The sequence below is a fragment of the Helicobacter sp. 10-6591 genome (assembly GCF_003288805.1).
Taxonomy (GTDB): domain Bacteria; phylum Campylobacterota; class Campylobacteria; order Campylobacterales; family Helicobacteraceae; genus Helicobacter_F.
The window spans coordinates 97,184-117,050 of sequence record NZ_NHYK01000001.1 but is presented as its reverse complement, the minus strand read 5'-3'; the positions used below and the strand labels follow the sequence as shown (position 1 = coordinate 117,050).

The window sequence follows — 19,867 nt, the reverse complement described above, 5'->3', positions numbered from 1 at the left end:
GAGCGCTTGCACAGATAAATACTATAGGCTTTTTAAATCTCTTTTGTGTAATAAGTAAAAGCAAATAGGGATTATAAAAAGCGTTAAGATAGTGCTAGTTATCATACCTCCAAGCATTGGTGCGGCGATTGCCTTTGTAATCTCACTGCCTACGTTTTCTGAAAACATTATTGGCAAAAGTGAAGCGATAATGCAAAATACACTCATAAGCTTTGGACGCACACGCAATGCAGCCCCTTGCAAGACGCACTCTTGCAAATCCTTCTCTACCGGGTTTGGAGTGTGTAATTGCATATCTTGGTAAGCGTGTTGCAGATACAAAAGCATTACAATACTTGTCTCAGTGGCTACACCAAGTAATGCTAAAACTCCCACCACTCCAGCAATACTGAGGTTAAACCCTAGCAAATCAATGGCCAAAAATGCACCCATTATCGCAAAAGGCAAGGCACAAAAGCACAACAAAGCATAAGAAAGATTTTTAAGCGCAAAAAATATCAGCACAAAAATCATAAAAAGACTAAACGGAATGATGTATTGCAAAGAATCTAAAGCCTTTTCTATATATTCACTCTCTCCGCTAAATTCATAAAAATATCCGTTTGGCAATTCCAAATCCTTTAGTGCTTCTTTAGCCGCTTCTTTGTAGCTCTTTGCACTGACACGTGGCGTGATGTAGATGTAATTCACATTTAAGCCATTTTCTACTTTAAGCATACTGGGCTCGCTAGCGTATGTAATGTCTGCTAACTCATCTAAAGGGCGGAATCCCAGAGCTGTTTTGATATAAATCTCTTTGAGTGATTGTATATCATTGCGTTGTGTATCTAATAACCGCATTGATATGGGGTAGTTTTGTCTGCCTTCAATCTTTCTTGTTAGCTCCATTCCGCCGATAGCAGTATTAAGCAGGGTAAAAATAGAATCTTTTTGCACGCCATAACGCGCTAATTTTTCATCATCAATTTTTATCTCTACATAATATCCGCTATTTACGCGTTCAGCAAAAACTGAGAGGCTTTGCTCTAGCTTCTTCAGGCGGGATTCTATCTGCAAGGAAATCTCTTGTAAGAGCTCTGTATCATTACCATAGAGCTTGATACCTAGAGGCGTGCGGATTCCGCTTAAAAGCATATCGGTGCGTCCGCGGATGGGGTAGGTCCAAGAATTTGTAAGACCTTGTATTTGCAGGGCACTTTCAAACTTTTCACGTAATTGTGCGTAAGTAAGCTTTTCTTGCCATTGTTCTTTGGGTTTGAGGTGGATATAAACTTCTAGCATTGCTAAAGGTGCAGGGTCGCTACTTGTATTAGCTCTACCGGCTTTGCCAAAGACATTTTCTACTTCAGGGAAGCTTGCAAGGATAGAATCTACCTCTTTGAGATAAGTAGCAGCCATATCAATGCTTGGCGAGATGTTTGTAACAGGCATATACATCATTATGCCTTCATTAATTTGGGGCATAAATTCCCAATTGAGCTTTTTATACATCCCAAGTGAGAACACAAACAAAGCCCCGCAAGAAGCCAAAAAAATCCACTTAAACTTCAATGTATAGACCAAAGCAAAGCGGTAGATTCTTATAAAAAACATATTGATTGGATTCTTTGTCTCAGCGATTATCTTGCCTTTGAGGAAAAACAGCATCAAAATAGGCACGATTGTTATAGAAAGAATCGCACCAGAGAGCATCGCAAAGGTTTTGGTAAAAGCCAGTGGGGCAAAGAGCTTCTCTTCTTGTCCATTGAGTGCGAAAATCGGTAGGAATGAAACCACAACGATAATGAGTGCAAAAAATATAGGCGAGCCGACTTGCTGGGTGCTTTGGATGATGATTTTTTCACGCATTGGCTGTGTAGAATGATTGAGATTCTTATGCACATTTTCAATCATCACTATAGCTGCATCGACCATCGCACCAATGGCAATGGCTATGCCACCTAAGCTCATAATGGTTGATTCTATTCCAAACCACCACATAAGCAATGCCGTATAAAGCACACAAAGCACGAGGGTTATAATTACTACAAGGGCACTTCTAAAATGCAATAAGAAAATGGCCGTGATAATGAGCACAATAAGAGATTCTTCAAACAATGTATGCAGAAGTGAAAATAGAGAATCTTCAATAAGTTTGCTTCTATCATAAACAGGAGTGATACTCACCCCATCATTTGCGGCGTTAAGCTCATTTACCTTTTCTTTGATTTTTTGTAAGGTTTGGTATGTGTTCCCGCCATATTTGACTATCACAATCCCCCCGACTACCTCACCCTTGCCATCTAAATCAGCTATACCCCTTCGAGGTTTAGGCACAATCCTTACTTCGCCTATATCCTTAAGCTTCAATGGTATGCCATTTACAAGCTTGATAATGACATTTTCTAAATCCTGTGTATTTTGTATATAACCTTTTGCTTGTATGATTTTTTCAAAGCCACTTTCTATAAGTACGCCACCACCACTATCGTTATTAGTTTTTTGTATGGAATCTAGCACTTCTTTAAGACTGAGGTCATAAAGCAGTAGTTTTTCATTATCAAGTGTGATTTCATAATTTTGCGAGAATCCACCAATGCTCGCTACTTCGCTCACACCATCAATGCTTAAAAAAGCATATTGGTAATAGAAGTCTTGCAAATCTTTGAGTTGGCTTAAATCTTTGTTATCACTCAATAGGGCATATTGGTAAGCCCAACCAACACTTGTAGAATCACTACCTAAAGAGATTTTTGCTTGAGGAGGGAGATTTTGAACTTGGTTTAGTTGCTCTAAGATTCTGCTTCTGCCCCAATATAAGTCTGTCTTATCTTTGAAAATAACATAAACAAGAGCATTTTCATAGCCGGCGATCCCACGCACGACTTCTACATTTGCAATCGACATGAGGCTAGAGACAAGCGGATACATTACTTGCTCTTGGATAATTTTCGCTCCTTGGTTTGGAAAATCAATTTGTAATACAACCTGTGGAGGACTTAAATCTGGGAGTGCATCAAGACGAAGCTTAGGGAGTATGAAAAATGAGCCCAAAGCAAGTAAAAAGCTTATAAGCAAAATAATAAATTTATTTTCCGCACTCCATAAAATAATGGAATCTATAAACGCATTTTGGGAATGGTGAGCGTGGGTTTGTGTGGGTTCTTTCATTCAAAATCTCCATTATTTTGCGCGTCAGAATCCACCACAAAAAGTGCGTTTTTAACTACTTCTTCGCCCTCATCTAACCCGTGGAGTATCTCATATTTTTGGCTGCCTAAGATTCTTGTAGCTTGGATTTGCTTAGGCAGGATTTCCCCATTATCTTTGACAAACACAAAATATTTACCATTTTTATACAGCACAGATTGCTTAGGGAGAGTGAGTGCTTCTCGCTTTGGGGATTGTATAGAGACATAGGCAAACGCATTTGGGAAAAATGTAGGCTGAGAATCAATATAGCTATTTTGCAAGATAAAACGGGCTTGGAGAAAATTATCAACCACATTTGGATAGATGGTATCAAGTGTTATAGGGAATTTGGTATTTTTTATACCTTCAATCTCTACAAATGCTTCTTTTTGTGAGGTTTTTAAAAATTCCAAATCCTCTTGGTTGATACTCACTACCACCCATAAAGTATCAAGATTGACAATCCTAAAAACTTCATTGCCTTTTTTGACTCCGCTACCCACATTGAAGTTTTTTGCAAATACGATTCCAGAAAATGGTGCGTAGTAGGTAATTTCATTGAGTATAGTGCGTGTCTTAAGCATTTTTTGGATTTCTTTTTTATCTACACCTAAAAATTCTAGTTTTTCTTTTGCAAGCTGTCTGTAGCTATGGCTAGAAGCTGCTAAAAGCTCACTTTGTGCATCCAAAATCTCAGGGGAAAAAAACGAAAAAAGCTTCTCTCCTTTTTTTACATTTGTGAAGTTGTTTTCTACAAATAGCTTTTGTATATAGCCATCAGCTCGTACGCTAAGACTATACACAGAGCCTTCGTTTTCACTCAAACGTGCGTAATACTTTTTGGAATCTTGTATCTGCTCCTTTTTTACGGCTACGCTAGGGAATATACCTATTTTGTTTTCAGTCGCATGAGCATTGAGTAATGTGATAGAGAGAATCAATAGGATTTTTTTGAGATTCATAGAATTTCTCCTTTAAGTATCTGCAGATTCCAATAAATCATTGCTATTTCACTTAAAATCTGTATTTGTAGAATCTGTGTATCAATTTTTTCGTTGAGCGCATTATAGAATTCTATAAACCCTTCAGCTTGGCTCGTAGAGTGGTGCTTGTAAAGGTCTATTATCGCAGTATTTGCAGGCAATAGATTCTCCTCAATCACACTAAGATTTTTTTTAAGAAGTAAAAACTTTTTGAGAAGTGTTTTTGTAGAGTGGGTAAGTTTATTTTCTACACTAAGATATCCATATTCTTGTGCAAGTTTCTGCTCTCTAGCTTCTGCGATTGTCCGTTGTTCCTTGCCATATATTGGCAGTGGCACAGAGACACCAAGCCCAAATAAATCACTTCTATCAGCACGTGACATATACACGAGGTTCATACCAAAATTTGGCAAGGTAGATTTTTTAGCAAATACAAGTTTTTGCTCTGCTAGCACTATTTTATGCCTAGCAATTTGTAGCTCTAGATTCTGAGCTAAAAGAGACGGGATAAAGTCATCGTTCTGTGTATTGTGCATAATGATATCTTGTGCTTCTTTAGATGGGAAAAGGAATAAATCATATTTGGTATCTATCAAATGCGAATTATGTTTTGTGTCTGTTTTGTAGTCTTGCTGTGGTGCCTTGTGGAAATCTATTTCACTTATAGCAATATGTGAATTATTTAGTGCATTTTCTATCTGATTTTGCTTGATTTTTAGCCGTGCTTCTGCGACTTTGAGCTTCTGGGCTTGGATTGGATTAAATTTTTTTGATTTTTTGAGACTTGTAAAAATTGTTTCTAGATTCCCTAAAGATTGCTTGATAGATTCCAAAATAAGCTTGTTTTTATGCGATTCAATCATAGAGACCATGAGGTTTAGCATATATTCGTTTTTGAGATTTTTTAGCTCTAGAATTTTTATTTCAATTTCTACGTTTGTAACTTTGCTCTGGGCTAGGGACTTTAAATTCAAATCAATGCTTTGTGAGAGACCAAATGCAATATTTTGCATATCACTTGTGCCTAATAGGAGAGGTTTTTGTATATTCGCACTATTGTAAGCGAGATTGAAACTCGGGTTATTCCATTTACTCTGGGCTTTTTTGCGATTTTCAAGAGAATTGATTTCTAATTGGAGTTGTTTGATTTTTGGATTTTGTTCTATGATATCTCTAAAGTCTTGGATTACACTGCTAGGCAAAGGATTTTGGTAGGTCTGGAGATTGTCTTTTGTATCCCCTAAAGGATAACTATCAGCCATCCCGTAAGAGTATAAAAAGGTAATAAATCCAAGAATACATACAAAGTATTTCATGGATTAAAAATCTATACTACCTTTTGCTTGGTAGTCTTTTTTATCACTGCTAAACCCTACGCGAATCTGCCAAGTGCCACCATGTGGGAAATACACGACACCTTTATATATAGAATCATGAGGGGTTATTTCCGCTTTTTCTACCATCTTTGGCATACCAGGCATTTCAGGCATGATAAATCTCACAGAAAGATTTTCAACCTTGAGTGCTTTATTGTTGCTCTTTACTTGAATGGTAAAGTCATTTTTCCCAGAAACGAAATTTTTTTGCGATTCCAAAACAACTTCAAATCCATTTGTCTGTAACACTTTTTGAAAACTAAAAGCATTACTTACAAATAAAGCTCCCACAAACACCAATGCTAAAACCTTATGCATGTTTTCTCCTTACAAAAATCTAACTTTCAGCTTTTTATCACTTAAGAATCAAAATTTGAAAGCAGGCAATACTAATAGATAATTTTGCTTAAAAAGTAAATAAGACCCAGTGTAGTCAATATCGCGAGAGACAATCTAAGATATGTTTGGCTAAAGTCTGTGAATCCAGTCCTATGGAAGTTTCTACCATATCACTTTTACCATGAGAAACAAAGCTATCTTTGAGCTCAAGGCTAACAATCTTGGTGTTTAGTTCTCTACAAGCATTGGATTCTAAAATTGCGCTACCAACGCCACCTAAATAGTAGCTGTCACTTAATACAAAGGCATAGCTGTATTGAGCAAGTTGCTCTTTGAGACATTGCTCATCTAAGGGTTTGACAAAGCGCAAGTCCAAGATGCCAGCAGAGATTCCATGAGATTGCAAAATCTTACTTGTTTCATATGCACGACCCACACCATTCCCATAGCCTATAAGCAATACATCTTTGCCTGTTTGTAGAACTTCAGCTTTTCCTAACCTAAATTCTGTTGCTCCAAATTCTTCATTTTGCAATACAAATTTTCCGCGCGGATAGCGAAACGCGCAAGGAGTTGTGTCGTGCCCAGCGGCAAACTTCAGTGCGAATTCCAAAGTAGCATTATCACGTGGAGCAAAAACCACCATATTTGGTATGATCCGTAAATAAGCAATATCAAGCAAGCCTTGATGTGTTTCGCCATCTTCGCCCACAATACCGGCTCTATCTATTGCAAAGCGTACAGGCAGACTCATGATACTCACATCATGTACAATGGAATCAAAGGCACGCTGTAAGAATGTTGAGTAAATTGCTACAAAAGGAATAAAACCTTCTTTTGCCATTGCCGCCATTGAGGTTACGGCATGTGGTTCAGCGATTGCTATGTCCCAAAAACGTTCAGAATCATAGGCAATAAGAGAATCTAAACCCGTTCCACTTGGCATAGCTGCAGTGACACCTACAATCTTTGGATTATTTTTGGCAAGTTGCAAAAGTGTTTGACTAAAGACTTGTGTGGGATTAAGAGTGGTTGAGGATTTTGTTGTTTTACCCGTTTGCAAATCAAAGGGACTAACTCCATGCCATTTTTCAAAGCGCCCTTCAGCTATCTCATAACCCTTACCTTTAGTAGTTTGTGCATGGATTATGACCGGATTTTTCATCTCTTTGGCTTTTTGTAAGGTTGAGATTATAAGTTCAAGATTATGCCCATCAATTGGCCCTATATAATCAAGCCCTAATTCCTCAAACAATAATCCGGGAGTGATGAGTTTGATAGATTCTTCAAAGCGCTTTGCAAGATAGGAAGCAGATTCTGGCATTTTAGTGAGGATATTTTTGACTTTCGCGCGCAAACCTTGGTAAGTCGGCGTAGCGAGAATCTGAGAGAGATAATTGCTGATTGCGCCAATGGGTTTAGAAATACTCATTTCATTGTCATTGAGGATGATTATCACAGGATATTTGCGCGCTCCGAGTTCATTAAGCGCTTCATATACAAGTCCTGCACTCATACTACCATCGCCAATGAGTACAATTGGTGTGCGATCCTGCTTTTGGAGTTTAAAGCTTTTTGTTGCGCCTACAGCTAGGGAAATCGAAGTTGAGCTGTGTCCAGCGATAAAATAATCGCTTTTTGATTCCTTAGGATTGCAAAATCCACTCAAACCACCAAAGCTTCTTAGGGTCGCAAACTCCTCCCAACGATTTGTTAAAAGCTTATGTGCATAAGCTTGGTGGCTGACATCAAAGATAAAGGGATTTATTTGCCAGTCAAATACCACATGCATGCCTATAATCAGCTCTACCGCCCCAAGTGTCGAGCTTAAATGTCCTCCATTTGTGCTTACAACATCTAAGATTCTTGCGCGGATTCCATAAGCGAGGGCTTCTAGCTCCGCCTTATTCATCTTGCTTGGTGCTTTTGTATCTAGTAAATCTTTCGTGTTCTGCTGTACCTGCTTCAGAGAATCTAACTGCATCAATCTGAGATCCATACCAAAGCCCATACCTAGTACTCCTTTATATTTTCTAGGATTGATTGCTTCATATTTTTGTAGCGATTCATGATATTGGCATCAATAGTTCCTTCCGAACTAATCACTACGACTCCACCAAGTGATATTGCATTGTCTGAGATAATTTCTACTTTTTGCAAATCTTTGAGTTTCTCTTTGAGAAAAAGATAGTCTTGCGGATTGACCTTGACTTTGATGTTTGTAGCTTCCATAATCGAATGCAGTAATTCTTTTGCTAAAGCTAGTGCAATCTTTTGGCTATTCTCCTCTATTTCTTTGACAATGATTTCTTTAGCAATATCTACAGCAATAGCACTCAACTCTTTTTCTAGGTTTTGTAAATGCTTTTGGGAGTCTTTGAGTGCGTTTTCAAGTGTGATAATGGAATCTGTAAGAGTCTTTTTCTGTGCATTTATTTCTTGCTCTAACTCTTTTTTTATGTCTTCTTTTGCTTGGTTATAACCATCTTTGTAGCCATTGTCTTTGGCACTTGTGATTTGTTCTTGGCTTTGCGTCTGTAATTTATCAAATTGTATTTCAAGCTTTGCCAGAGAATCTGAGAGACTATCACTTTTGTTGAGGAGCTGCTGTACTATTTCTTTGTGCCAGTCTGGTTCAATTACTTGAGGCATGGTGGGTGCAAGTGCTGGGGTGCTTACTGATTCTTGAGGCTTCTCATTCTCTTTATTTGTGATTGATTTAAACTCATACTTACTCACACTATGTGTTTGTGTACTGTTTTTGTTGATAATATTTTCTTGCTTAAACAATAAGATCATCCTGTTCGCCTAGTTGGATAAGGCCTTGCTCTGATAATGATTGGACAATTTCTACAATTTTGCGTTGCGCGTTTTCTACATCACGCACTCTCACAGCACCGAGGAATTGCATCTCCTCTATAAACTGCTCGCTTGCACGTTGGCTCATATTTGCCATGAATTTCTGCTTTAAATCATCAGCAGCAGATTTAAGTGCAAGCGTAAGATCCTTTTTGTCTACTACCTTTAGAACCTCTCTGATTGCATTGTTATCAAGATTGCTAATATCCTCAAAGGTAAACATCATTTCTTTAATCTCATTTGCTAACTGCTCATCAATTTGCTCTATATGGGCAATCGTAGCTTTTGCAGCTTTTTGTCCCAAGCGATTAAACATTTCAGCAACACTTCTCGTCCCACCAACTTCAACTTTATAGCTGGTAAGGGATTCTAATTTGTTTTCTAGCACTGCTGATACTCTTTTGACAATAGTTGGAGAAATATCACCAAGATTTGCCATTCTGATTGCTATTTCGGCCCGTAGATCATCAGAGAAATATCCTAGAGTTTCTGCTGCTCTTTCTGCATCCATATGGGCTAGGATAAGGGCGATTGTTTGTGGGTGTTCGTTGATAATAAAATCTGCGAGTTGTTGTGGGCGCACTTTTCCAAGATAAGCAAAATTTTTTGTTGATTGCATAGTTTTTGCAAGCCTATCAAGAATATCTTTGGCAGTGTCGGCTCCAAGTGCTTTTACAAGTAGCTCTCTAGCATGATCCAAGCCACCTGTATTGATGTATTGGTTTGATTGCAAAATCACCCAAAATTCTTCCAAAATCGCCGCACCTATGCTTTTGTCAGTGTTACCAAGTTGAGCAATTTGCTTAGATATTTCAGTGATTGAATCTATATCAAGATGATGGAAAATCTCGCTTGTAATGTCATCACCAAGCTGTATAAGCAAAATAGCAATCTTTTCTGCCATAGAAAGCTCATCATATTGTGCTCTTTGACGAGGTGTAAGATTGATTGCCATTATGCTTCCTTTATTTTGGAATCTTTTATTCTAATTCGTCTTTGATAAGCGATTGGAACAGTGATGCTATTTCATCTGGTCGCTCTGAAATCACATTCCGCATACGTTCTAAAATCACTTCATATTTTACTTCATCTTCATTAAAGGTACTACCAAGGCCTAGTTGTTCCTCCACTCGCTTTCTTAGATCACTGAACTTATTAAGATCTTCATCTTCTTCATCAATCTGGAGTAGAGATTCCACCTCATCTTCCTCTTCTTCTTGTACTTCGAGCATACGTTCAGTAAATGGTGCAACAACTTTTTTGTAAAAAATAAACAATACCAAAGCCACAAGCAAATATTTAATGAGGGGTATAAATGGAGAAAGATAGCGATCCATATTATCCGAAAAGCTCTCCCACGAATCTTTTGGTTTATAGTTTGCTGTAGCGGCGTTGAGTTCGAAATTTGTGATCTTAACAAAATCCCCACGTTCTTCTCGATAGGCAATAACGCCTTTTACAATTTCTTCTATCTCTTTGAGATCGTGCTCGCTTCTTGGAATATATTCTAGTTTCAGATTCCCATTTTCATCATTTGTCTCTCTGTAAGTTCCATCGACAACGACACCGGCACTCATTCGCAATAGTTTGCCAATAGGTCCTTTGATTTCGCTGACTGTTCTATCTACACGATAATTTTTGGTTTCATCAGTTTTATTTCTTTCATTGACTACACCTGAATCATCAAGTCCTTGCACAGGTCCTATATTGCTCACCACACCTGGCACACCACCTACTGGAGCTTCTTTTTTTCCTTTTTCGTATTCCTCAATATTACGCTCTGCTGCAACTACATTGTTACCAAAAATTTCTTGCGTTTGCTTCACTTGACTGAAGTCAAATTCTGCGCTCACTTGCGCACGCACTCGTGTCTCATCACCGACAATGCCCTTAAGTGCTTGGACAATTTTATTTTCATAGACTTTTTCGTAATTCATTTGGTATCTACGTTGTTGCTCGGCCAGTTTTATCATTCCATGTGTATCGCTAAATTCATTAGATTCACCCAACAAATCACCATCTTGATTGATAATCTTTACGCGATCTGGTGTGAGGTTTGTCACAGAAGAAGCGACGAGATTCTTGATGCCTATAATCTGTGCTTGTGTGAGATCCATACCTTGTTTTAATTGAATCTTTACCGAAGCAGTCGGAGGAGTGGCTTGCTTTGCAAATACTGACTTTTCTGCTGGTGCAATAAGTACGCTCGCACTTTCGATAGCCGTAATACTTTCAATTGTTTTTGTTAATTCACCCTCGACAGCCAATTGGAATTTTGTTTGTTCTCTGAAATCTGTGTCACCGAGATTTTGATTTTCTAAGAAATCGCTAAAGCCAATTTTTTTGCCTTGCTTTGGAATCCCAAGCGAGGCTAGATTGATACGCTGCTCATAGACCTGGTCATTTGGCACAAGTATGGTGGTGTCATTTGGAAGTTTGTAGGGAATCTTATTTTGTTGGAGATTTTGCAAAATAGCAGCACTATCACTAGGATCAATACCATTGAATAATACAGAATAGCCTTCGTAATCTGTCTTTTCATCAATACGAAAAAGTATGAGATAGGTGAGAAATGAGATAAGTACAAGAAATGTCGCAAGAATCACAATGCGCTGTTTTTTATTTATGCGCTTAAGAAGTTTAGAGATTTGTTCCAAAATCAATTGCGGATTCATACTTTGACCTTCTTAACTACTTCATAGAATCCAAAAATTCTTTAAAAAGTTTTAAGACCTTTTGGTTTTGCTCGTTTGTACCAACAGTTATCCTGCAAGCATTCAAACCATAACTCTTAAGATCACGGAGAATAATGCCTTTTTGTAGAAACCACTCACATAGTTGTGTGCTATCAATTTTAGAATCTTTGATAGTCAAAAAATTTGTCCAAGAAGGAATAAAGCCAATATTGTATTGTGTGAAAAAGTCCTCATAAATGCGCATTTCAGAAAAATTCTTTTCTATGCATTGTTGCGTGAAATCTTGATATTTTAAGGCTGTGAACGCTGCACATAGACTGAGAGTTGTGATATTAAAAGGCGGGCGTACTTTATGTAACATCTTTATAATTTCTTGGCTTGCAATACCATATCCTACTCGCATACCACCAAGTCCATAGGCTTTTGAGAATGTCCCAAGATAGATCATGTTTTGGAACTTATGGAGCAAACGCTGAGGATTTAATGCTTTGCTTTCGTCTTTAAAAGCTGCATATTCTTGGTATGCACCATCAAGCACTACTAGGGTATCATGGGATATTTGGCCTAAAAATTGTTCGATCTCTTTACTTTCTAAGCATTCACCAAGTGGGTTATTTGGCGCACATAAAAAAATTATTGCTGGTTGTTCTTTCTTGGAGATTTCTAAAAATTGCTCCAAATCATGTGCTGCACTCTTTGTTTTGAGAACTTTAGCACCAAAAAGCTTTGCATAAATTTCATACATTGCGAAGGTTACACCCGCTTGTAGAATTTTAAATTCCCTATTTGTCTCAGCACATACATGTATGCAAAACTCTATAATCTGATCGCTACCAGAACCAATAATGATATTGCTAGATTCTGTATTGAATTTCTGGGCTAATGCACTTTTTAGTTGGTAATACGAATCATCGGGATAGAGATTTGCTGTATGTATATTTTCTTTGAGTGATTCTAAAACTTCTGGTGCAGCTCCATAAGGATTTTCATTGCTCGCAAGTTTGATAATATCCTCACGCGCAATCCCATACTCACGCATGACTTCTTCTATAGGTCTGCCTGCTTGGTAGGAATTAATATCTTGGAGATAAGGATTAAAATGCATGCCACCTCTTAAAAATACTAAAAGGGAATCTCGTTTGGTTTTGTCTTTAAGCTTCGTTAATTTTGGTTAAATCTTTTATAAAAACATGTGGGCTGGATTGTAGCGAAAATTCATCTAAGATTCTCTAAAACTTCTTAGGGCTTGGACATGTCAAGCATATCTACTAAGAAACTTAGTACAGGCAAAATTCTCGTAATTTTTACCGAAAGTTTTTTGTATCATTTTTGTTTTTATTGCATGTTATCCGATCGCGAGGAAAGAGGATGTTTGATAAGAAAATCCAAAAAATCTTTCGAGAATACGATATCCGTGGTGTATTTAAAGAAGATCTTAATAAAGATGTGGTGTTTAATATTGGTAGGCTTTTGGGAAAGAGGTTAAAGGCTCTGAATGAAAACAGTGTGCACGTAGGTTACGATGCAAGAATACACTCTCCTACGATTTTTGGTTGGCTACAAAGTGGCCTAGAATATGCAGGCATACAAGTCTATGATTTAGGGCTTATTCCGACACCTGTAGCGTATTTCGCTACATATCAAGCAGCCGATGGCGTTGAGTGCAAAAATTCTGTGATGATTACAGGATCGCACAATCCTCCACAATACAATGGATTTAAAATAACTCTCCAAAATGCACCCTTTTATGGACAAGAGATAAAAAAATTAGGAGAAGAACTTGTCACTGACTTTAACCCCTTTATAGAATCTCACAAAGAAGCTATAAAGCTAGATGTACTCAGTTTGTACATTAAGTTTATAAGCCAGCAGTTCCAACATTTGCAAAATTTTTCTTACCCCATTGCTGTTGATTGTGGTAATGGTGTAGCAGGAGTGGCGATACAAGGCATATTAGAGAATCTTAATATAAAACATGAACCCTTGTTTTTTGAACCTGATGGTACTTTCCCTAACCACCATCCAGATCCAAGCGAAGAGCATAATCTTCAGTCACTCAAAAACGTGATGAAAGAGAAAAATATCCCTATTGGTATTGCTTTTGATGGTGATGCTGATAGATTGGCACTTCTAAGCACAAACCATAGCTACAAAGGTGATGAACTTGCGATACTTTTTGCCCGTGAAATGACGCATAGGGGTATTAAGCCTGTTGTGATAGGAGAGGTCAAATGCTCGCAAGTGATGTATGATGAGATAAACAAAATTGGCAAAGCAGTAATGTACAAGACGGGACATTCAAATCTTAAAGTCAAACTCAAAGAATTAAATGCACACTTGGCAGCAGAGATGAGTGGGCATATATTTTTTAAAGAGCGTTATTTCGGTTATGATGATGCCATTTACTCGAGTTTTCGCGTATTAGAGCTACTTTTATACTCCACACCACAAGAATTAGAATCCCAGATTTTCGCCTTGCCCAAAACATTTTCTACTTTAGAAGAAAAGGTACAAACCACAGAAGATGAGAAGTTTTTGCTTATTGAAAGTCTCAAGGTAAAGCTCCAAAGCCTTCCTGATGATTTTCCTAAGATCAAAGAGATTATTACTATTGATGGATTGCGCGTAGTCTTTGAATATGGTTGGGGGTTAATACGCGCAAGCAATACGACCCCAGTGCTTGTAACACGTTTTGAGGCAGATTCTAAAGAGCATGCAATGCTTTATAAACAAAAACTTTTAGAACTTTTAGAATCTTGTAAATAAATCCTAATGACTTGAGAATGAGGTAGGTTGATGTTTGAGAAGTATTTCCGTTCTTTTGTCCAATCAAGTGAATTCGAAGATATCACTTTAGAAAATCCACTCGACATGCATTTACATTTGCGCGAGGCAGAGATGTGTCAATGTGTCTTGCCTTTTAGCGCTGTTAACTTTATTTCAAGCCTTGTAATGCCAAATCTCACTGTCCCAATAACGAATACAGAACTTGCTCTCATTTATAAAGAGTATATTTTGGGTATTGCCCGCAAAAAAGGGATTTATGACTATTGTCCTCTTATGAGTTTGTATCTGACTACAAGCCTTGATAAAGCAGAATTGCTCAGAGCCAAAAACGCAGGAATTAAGATTCTAAAGCTTTATCCAAAAGGTGTGACTACAGGCAGCGAAGGTGGGGTTGCTGCCATTTTAGATGAGAAGATACTAGAGATCTTGCAAATTGCTCAAGATCTTGGTTTTATCCTTTCTGTACATGGTGAGAGTACAGGATATTGCCTAGAGAGAGAATTTGAATTTTTAGTAGTTTTTGAAACACTAGCAAGAGACTTTCCAAAACTTAAGATTATCATTGAGCATATGAGTGATTCTCGATCGCTGAGAACTCTTGAGAAATTCGATAACCTTTATGCGACCTTAAGCTTGCATCATATGTTGTTAAGTCTTGATGATATGTTGGGCGGGAATTTGAAAGCAGATTTGTTTTGTAAACCAATACTTAAAGGTCATAAAGACAGAGATGCACTTTTACAAACTGCCCTGAGTGCTCATAAAAAAGTGAGTTTTGGTTCAGATTCTGCACCACATCTCCAAGAAAAAAAATACTCTCCATCGTCTCCAGGCGGAATTTTCTCTGCTCCGATTTTGTTGCCAATGTTAGCATGTGTGTTTGCTTATCATAATAAACTAGAAAATCTCCAAGCTTTTATAAGTGATAATCCAATTGCAAATTATGGATTAGAAAGTTTTATACAAGACATTTTGCAGCAGTCTCACTCCCAAGCAAAACTCAGACATTTATGTTTTAAACCTTACAAGATTCCAGAATCTGTACCTTGTGGAAAGGGTACTATTAGCGTGCTTTTTGGCAATAAGACTTGCCCTTATAGTTTATGTGAGTAGTGATCATAGATGCATTCGCGGTTTCCTTTTTTTTACTTTTTGTCTTGTATCGTGGTTTATGCCATTTGTCTGCCTCTTTTACTCCTCTCTTTAATCCGCTCAAAGCATAAAGATTCTATCCCACGACGTTTTTTTGGGGTTTCTTTGCGTCTAAATTTTGAGCCAGAATTTTGGTTTCATGCTTGCTCTTTTGGTGAAGTGAGATCATTGCAACCACTTATTAATGCTATCTTTGTAAAAAAACCTCATACAAAAATTCTTATCACTACAATCACACACACTGGTTTTCATGAAGCGACGCGACTTTTTGGGAACTCGCATACAACGAATGTGTGTGTGAAGTTTTTGCCTTTTGAGATTTTCTTGCCGCTTTGGGCTAAAAACCTTACTTCGCTTCAAAGTCTCGTGGTTACAGAGGCTGAGCTATGGATAATGCTGTTTTTTATCGCAAAAAAGAGTAGGGCAAAAACTTTTCTTATCAATGCGCGTATTTCAGATAAATCATATGGCAATTATAAGTACCTTAAGGGATTTTATAAGGAAATATTCAAAAATATTGATATTGTGCTTGCCCAAAGCACTAAAGATAAAAAGCGTTTAGAAGAACTTGGCGCACATAGTGTAGCTGTATTTGGAAATATAAAAATACTTAATATTCCAAAAGTGAGCACTATTTATAATAAACCAGATTCTCTGGTGATTTTGGCTGCAAGCACCCATATGGGAGAGGAAGAACTAATTATTAGCGCGTTTGTAAAATTCCACAAATCCAACCAAGATTCTATACTTTTGCTTGCACCTCGTCATCCAGAGCGCTTTACAGAAGTCTGCCAAATACTACAAAAAGCTAAGTTGGATTTTAAACGCTTTAGCGATCTCGTTGCACAAAGCAATTTGGATGGGAATATTGCTTTCAATTATCCAGTGATTGTGGTTGATAAGTTGGGAGAGCTTATAAATATGTATAATATAAGTGATGTGGTCATCCTGGGAGGTTCTTTTGTGCCAAAAGTTGGGGGTCATAACCCATTAGAGCCAGCATATTTTGGAGTAAAACTCATAAGTGGTAAATATATTTACAACCAACAAGCATTATTTTCGTATGTTAGGAATGTCATACTCATAGAATCCAAAGAATTAGCAACTACGCTTTTTAGTCTCGATTCTTTGGGGAATTCAGAAGTTGAATTCAAGCAGAATGCACTTGAAGAAATTTTAGGATTGATTATGTGATTTGATATGTAAATTTGAATAAAGTTTAATAAATATTTAAACTTTTACATTTTACTAACACGTTTTGTTTTATATGTTGATTGGAGTTTTTGTGTTTTTTAGTTTGTAATAATCTCAGTATAACAACGAAGGGTTTTTACTTGAATCAAGAACAAAAGAGATTAAGAGTGATGTCTTGGTCTTCAAAGTTAATGGGACACCATTATTTAAAGAAAGGAAAAAGCATGGGAATCAAACAAGCTCCAGAGAATGTTCCAGTTTGGATAGATGAGCAAAGGTGCAAGGGGTGCGACATATGCGTATCTTTGTGTCCAAGCGGCGTGCTTGGTATGCAAAAAAATGAGCATAAGATTTTAGGTAAGATTATTACGGTAGCACATCCAGAGAGTTGTATAGGCTGCTATGAATGTGAGCTGCATTGCCCGGATTTTGCCATATTTGTTGCAAGCAAAGATGAATTTAAATTTGCCAAGCTTACAGCAGAAGCAAAAGAACGGGCTAGGCTTGTTAAAGAAAATAAGTTTATGGTGCTTTAATTTTTTAGGTAGGTGGAGGAAAATATATGCGAGAGGTAATTACAGGTGGGAATGAGTTAGTTGCGCGAGCGGCAATTGATGTTGGGTGTAGTTTTTTTGGTGGGTATCCGATTACACCTTCTAGTGAAGTAGCACACGAAATGAGTGTAGCTTTACCGAAAAGAGGTGGGAAGTTTATACAAATGGAGGATGAGATCGGAGGAATCTCTGTAGCGCTAGGAGCGGCAATGAGTGGTAAAAAAGCAATGACCGCAACTTCAGGTCCTGGTATTTCTTTGAAAGCTGAGCAAATAGGGTATGGATTCATGGCAGAAATTCCATTGGTGATAGTCGATGTTATGCGTGGAGGTCCTTCGACCGGATTACCTACTCGTGTTTCCCAAGGTGATGTGAATCAAACAAAGTCTCCAAGTCATGGAGATTTTTGTTCTATTGCAATTGCAGTTGGTAATGTAAGCGAAGCATATACACAGACTGTTCGTGCATTTAATTTATCCGAAAAATATATGACACCTGTTTTCCTTTTGCTTGATGAAACAATTGGTCATATGCATACAAAAGCACAGATTCCAGAAATTCATGAAATAGAGATCATCAACAGAGAACAGTTTAAAGGCGATCCGAAAGATTATAAACCCTATGGAGTAGAAGCCGGAAAACCAGCTGTATTGAATCCGTTCTTTAAAGGCTATCGCTATCATATTACAGGCTTACATCATGCAGAAAGTGGATTCCCAACAGAAGACGAAAAACTATCCCAAAACCTTATTGATAGGCTTTTTAGCAAAATAGAGAATAATATTGATGATATTGTCGAGTTTGAGGAATATTATCTAGAAGATGCAGAGATAGCCGTAGTATGCTATGGATCTGTATCCTTAGCTGTAAAAGAGGCTATAAGCTCACTTCGTAGAGATGAAAAAAAAGTTGGTATGTTTCGTCCGATCACACTTTGGCCAAGTCCCAAAAAACAATTGAAAGCTTTGGGAGACAAAATCAAAAAGATTCTTGTGGTAGAGCTTAACAAAGGACAATATATCCAAGAGGTAGAGCGTGTTTTGCAAAGAGAAGTAGCGTTTTTAGGCAAAGCGAATGGCAGGAGCATTTCTCCTACTGAAATCATTCAAAAGATACAGGAGTTTTAACGATGGCATTCAATTACGAGGAGTATCTACGAATGGATAAAATGCCAACACTTTGGTGTTGGGGTTGTGGTGATGGTGTAGTGTTAAAAGCAGTTATTAGAGCTATTGATTCGCTAGGATGGAATATGGATGATGTATGCATCGTCAGTGGTATTGGGTGTAGCGGGAGATTTTCTTCTTATGTGAATTGCAATACTGTGCATACTACACATGGGAGAACACTTGCTTACGCTACTGGTATAAAGCTTGCAAATCCCGAGAAAAAAGTGATCGTTATTTCCGGTGATGGCGATTGTTTGGCAATTGGTGGGAATCACACAATACATGCTTGTCGTCGCAATATTGATATTAATTTGGTGCTTATCAATAATTTTATTTATGGTCTAACAAATTCTCAAACTTCCCCAACCACACCAAGAGGTTTTTGGACAGTAACTGCACAATATGGCAATATTGATCCAAGTTTTGATCCTGCAAGTATCGCTATGGCTGCTGGAGCTAGTTTTGTCGCAAGAGAAAGTATTTTAAGTCCTAAAAAACTGGAAAAAGTTTTAGTTGAAGGTTTTACGCACGAGGGTTTCAGTTTCTTTGACATTCATAGCAACTGCCATATCAACCTTGGACGAAAAAATAAAATGGGTGAAGCTACGCAGATGCTTAACTGGATAGAATCTCGGCTTGTTTCGAAAAATAAATTTGAAACTTTAAGCGATGAAGAGAGAAAAGATAAGTTCCCAACAGGAATACTTCGACACGATACAAGCAGAATGGAATATTGCAAGGCTTATGATGAAGTTATTAAAAGAGCACAAGCTAAGGGAGGAAATTAGGCCATGGAATTTCAACTACGATTTACCGGAGTTGGCGGGCAAGGGGTATTATTAGCAGGAGAGATTCTGGCAGAAGCTAAGATAAAAGATAAAGGTTATGGAGTAAAGGCTGCGACTTATACGAGCCAGGTGCGTGGTGGTCCTACAAAAGTGGATATTTTGCTTGATAGTCAAGAGATCCTTTATCCTTATGCAAATGAAGGTGAAATTGATTTTATGCTTTCAACAGCGCAGGTAAGTTATGACTCTTTTAAAAGTGGCGTCAAACAAGGCCAAATAATCGTTGTAGAACCAAATCTTGTAAAGCCCAGCGAACAAGATAAAGAAAAGTTCAGAATCTATGAAATCCCCATTATTACTATTGCCAAAGAAGAAGTAGGCAATGTTGTGACCCAATCAGTTGTAGCGCTTGCTATAACAATTGCAATGACAAAATGTGTAGATAAAGATATTGTGATTGAAACTATGCTTGAGAAAGTCCCAGCAAAAGTGAGAGAAGTTAATAAAAAGGCCTATGAATTAGGTGAACATTATGCATTGCAAGCATTACAGCAAAACTAATACAAGTCTGAATTCTATTTTTATAGGCCACATCAAAATTAAGTACTTTAGGTTTGGAAGCAAGGCTCTGTAACAAACTGCTAGCAGTTTGTTACAGGGATGATTGCTTTTATAGAGTAGGGCAGGCCTGGCTTCTAAACCCTTATATATAAATGATAATTTCTTGTACAGATTCTTTATGATACTCCGTACAAGAATAGTCGTACTTAGACTCGCGGTGCAAAAAAGTTTTTAAAAA

At 37.6% G+C, this 19,867-nt stretch carries 16 protein-coding genes; 7 read left to right on the top strand and 9 right to left on the bottom strand.

The features are described from left to right. Nucleotides 1-21 precede the first annotated feature (21 nt). The 9 genes from CCY97_RS00585 to hisC form a co-directional block, all read right to left on the bottom strand. Nucleotides 22-3,150: a CusA/CzcA family heavy metal efflux RND transporter gene (locus CCY97_RS00585; protein WP_112063549.1), complete on the bottom strand. Its 3,129-nt coding sequence runs from the start codon at nucleotides 3,148-3,150 to the stop codon at nucleotides 22-24. Beyond that, entirely contained in the window at nucleotides 3,147-4,133 is a 987-nt protein-coding gene (locus tag CCY97_RS00580; RefSeq protein WP_112063548.1) for an HlyD family efflux transporter periplasmic adaptor subunit, read from the bottom strand. Before CCY97_RS00580 ends, CCY97_RS00585 begins: the two co-directional genes overlap by 4 nt. Next, the gene (locus tag CCY97_RS00575) at nucleotides 4,130-5,470 is read right to left on the bottom strand and encodes a TolC family protein (RefSeq protein WP_112063547.1); all 1,341 of its coding nucleotides are present in this window, start codon (nucleotides 5,468-5,470) and stop codon (nucleotides 4,130-4,132) included. The genes CCY97_RS00580 and CCY97_RS00575 overlap by 4 nt, the downstream gene beginning before the upstream one ends. A gap of 3 nt (nucleotides 5,471-5,473) precedes the next feature. Continuing rightward, nucleotides 5,474-5,848 carry a FixH family protein gene (locus CCY97_RS00570; protein ID WP_112063546.1) on the bottom strand — a complete coding sequence of 125 codons (375 nt, stop codon included), beginning with the start codon at nucleotides 5,846-5,848 and terminating at the stop codon, nucleotides 5,474-5,476. Between the two features lie 115 nt (nucleotides 5,849-5,963). Beyond that, on the bottom strand, nucleotides 5,964-7,880 hold the full coding sequence (dxs, locus tag CCY97_RS00565) for a 1-deoxy-D-xylulose-5-phosphate synthase (protein ID WP_258456765.1): 1,917 nt from the start codon (nucleotides 7,878-7,880) through the stop codon (nucleotides 5,964-5,966). Between the two features lie 2 nt (nucleotides 7,881-7,882). Continuing rightward, the gene (fliH, locus tag CCY97_RS00560; RefSeq protein WP_258456764.1) at nucleotides 7,883-8,668 is read right to left on the bottom strand and encodes a flagellar assembly protein FliH; all 786 of its coding nucleotides are present in this window, start codon (nucleotides 8,666-8,668) and stop codon (nucleotides 7,883-7,885) included. Beyond that, nucleotides 8,652-9,683, bottom strand: coding sequence for a flagellar motor switch protein FliG (gene fliG / locus CCY97_RS00555; RefSeq protein ID WP_112063545.1), 1,032 nt, complete (start codon nucleotides 9,681-9,683; stop codon nucleotides 8,652-8,654). Before fliG ends, fliH begins: the two co-directional genes overlap by 17 nt. Nucleotides 9,684-9,708: 25 nt before the next feature. Beyond that, nucleotides 9,709-11,403: a flagellar basal-body MS-ring/collar protein FliF gene (fliF, locus tag CCY97_RS00550; RefSeq protein ID WP_112063544.1), complete on the bottom strand. Its 1,695-nt coding sequence runs from the start codon at nucleotides 11,401-11,403 to the stop codon at nucleotides 9,709-9,711. A 16-nt stretch (nucleotides 11,404-11,419) separates the two neighbouring features. Continuing rightward, nucleotides 11,420-12,529 (bottom strand): histidinol-phosphate transaminase, encoded by a 1,110-nt coding sequence (gene hisC, locus CCY97_RS00545; protein ID WP_112063543.1) that lies wholly within the window; start codon nucleotides 12,527-12,529, stop codon nucleotides 11,420-11,422. 263 nt (nucleotides 12,530-12,792) lie between these two features. On the opposite strand from hisC, the gene CCY97_RS00540 reads away from it, so the two are divergent. The 7 genes from CCY97_RS00540 (at nucleotide 12,793) to CCY97_RS00510 (ending at nucleotide 19,629) form a co-directional block, all read left to right on the top strand. Beyond that, the gene (locus CCY97_RS00540; protein WP_181562767.1) at nucleotides 12,793-14,190 is read left to right on the top strand and encodes a phosphomannomutase/phosphoglucomutase; all 1,398 of its coding nucleotides are present in this window, start codon (nucleotides 12,793-12,795) and stop codon (nucleotides 14,188-14,190) included. A 30-nt stretch (nucleotides 14,191-14,220) separates the two neighbouring features. After that, nucleotides 14,221-15,324, top strand: a complete 1,104-nt coding sequence (pyrC, locus tag CCY97_RS00535; RefSeq protein ID WP_112063542.1) for a dihydroorotase — start codon at nucleotides 14,221-14,223, stop codon at nucleotides 15,322-15,324. Nucleotides 15,325-15,333: 9 nt separating this feature from the next. Continuing rightward, the gene (waaA, locus tag CCY97_RS00530; protein WP_112063541.1) at nucleotides 15,334-16,557 is read left to right on the top strand and encodes a lipid IV(A) 3-deoxy-D-manno-octulosonic acid transferase; all 1,224 of its coding nucleotides are present in this window, start codon (nucleotides 15,334-15,336) and stop codon (nucleotides 16,555-16,557) included. A gap of 224 nt (nucleotides 16,558-16,781) precedes the next feature. Continuing rightward, nucleotides 16,782-17,093 (top strand): 4Fe-4S binding protein, encoded by a 312-nt coding sequence (locus tag CCY97_RS00525; protein WP_112063540.1) that lies wholly within the window; start codon nucleotides 16,782-16,784, stop codon nucleotides 17,091-17,093. Between the two features lie 26 nt (nucleotides 17,094-17,119). Then, entirely contained in the window at nucleotides 17,120-18,238 is a 1,119-nt protein-coding gene (locus CCY97_RS00520) for a 2-oxoglutarate synthase subunit alpha (protein WP_112063539.1), read from the top strand. Nucleotides 18,239-18,240: 2 nt separating this feature from the next. Further along, the gene (locus CCY97_RS00515; protein WP_112063538.1) at nucleotides 18,241-19,068 is read left to right on the top strand and encodes a 2-oxoglutarate ferredoxin oxidoreductase subunit beta; all 828 of its coding nucleotides are present in this window, start codon (nucleotides 18,241-18,243) and stop codon (nucleotides 19,066-19,068) included. A gap of 3 nt (nucleotides 19,069-19,071) precedes the next feature. Then, nucleotides 19,072-19,629 (top strand): 2-oxoacid:acceptor oxidoreductase family protein, encoded by a 558-nt coding sequence (locus tag CCY97_RS00510; protein WP_112063537.1) that lies wholly within the window; start codon nucleotides 19,072-19,074, stop codon nucleotides 19,627-19,629. The last annotated feature ends 238 nt before the right edge of the window (nucleotides 19,630-19,867 follow it).

Bases quoted from the DNA above. Each gene is read 5' to 3' on its own strand.
- CCY97_RS00585 (WP_112063549.1), bottom strand. From the start codon at position 3,150: ATGAAAGAACCCACACAAACCCACGCTCACCATTCCCAAAATGCGTTT.
- fliG (WP_112063545.1), bottom strand. From the start codon at position 9,683: ATGGCAATCAATCTTACACCTCGTCAAAGAGCACAATATGATGAGCTT.
- fliF (WP_112063544.1), bottom strand. From the start codon at position 11,403: ATGAATCCGCAATTGATTTTGGAACAAATCTCTAAACTTCTTAAGCGC.
- CCY97_RS00525 (WP_112063540.1), top strand. From the start codon at position 16,782: ATGGGAATCAAACAAGCTCCAGAGAATGTTCCAGTTTGGATAGATGAG.
- hisC (WP_112063543.1), bottom strand. From the start codon at position 12,529: ATGCATTTTAATCCTTATCTCCAAGATATTAATTCCTACCAAGCAGGC.
- CCY97_RS00570 (WP_112063546.1), bottom strand. From the start codon at position 5,848: ATGCATAAGGTTTTAGCATTGGTGTTTGTGGGAGCTTTATTTGTAAGT.
- CCY97_RS00510 (WP_112063537.1), top strand. From the start codon at position 19,072: ATGGAATTTCAACTACGATTTACCGGAGTTGGCGGGCAAGGGGTATTA.
- CCY97_RS00575 (WP_112063547.1), bottom strand. From the start codon at position 5,470: ATGAAATACTTTGTATGTATTCTTGGATTTATTACCTTTTTATACTCT.
- CCY97_RS00540 (WP_181562767.1), top strand. From the start codon at position 12,793: ATGTTTGATAAGAAAATCCAAAAAATCTTTCGAGAATACGATATCCGT.
- CCY97_RS00515 (WP_112063538.1), top strand. From the start codon at position 18,241: ATGGCATTCAATTACGAGGAGTATCTACGAATGGATAAAATGCCAACA.
- dxs (WP_258456765.1), bottom strand. From the start codon at position 7,880: ATGGGCTTTGGTATGGATCTCAGATTGATGCAGTTAGATTCTCTGAAG.
- fliH (WP_258456764.1), bottom strand. From the start codon at position 8,668: ATGATCTTATTGTTTAAGCAAGAAAATATTATCAACAAAAACAGTACA.
- CCY97_RS00520 (WP_112063539.1), top strand. From the start codon at position 17,120: ATGCGAGAGGTAATTACAGGTGGGAATGAGTTAGTTGCGCGAGCGGCA.
- CCY97_RS00580 (WP_112063548.1), bottom strand. From the start codon at position 4,133: ATGAATCTCAAAAAAATCCTATTGATTCTCTCTATCACATTACTCAAT.
- waaA (WP_112063541.1), top strand. From the start codon at position 15,334: ATGCATTCGCGGTTTCCTTTTTTTTACTTTTTGTCTTGTATCGTGGTT.
- pyrC (WP_112063542.1), top strand. From the start codon at position 14,221: ATGTTTGAGAAGTATTTCCGTTCTTTTGTCCAATCAAGTGAATTCGAA.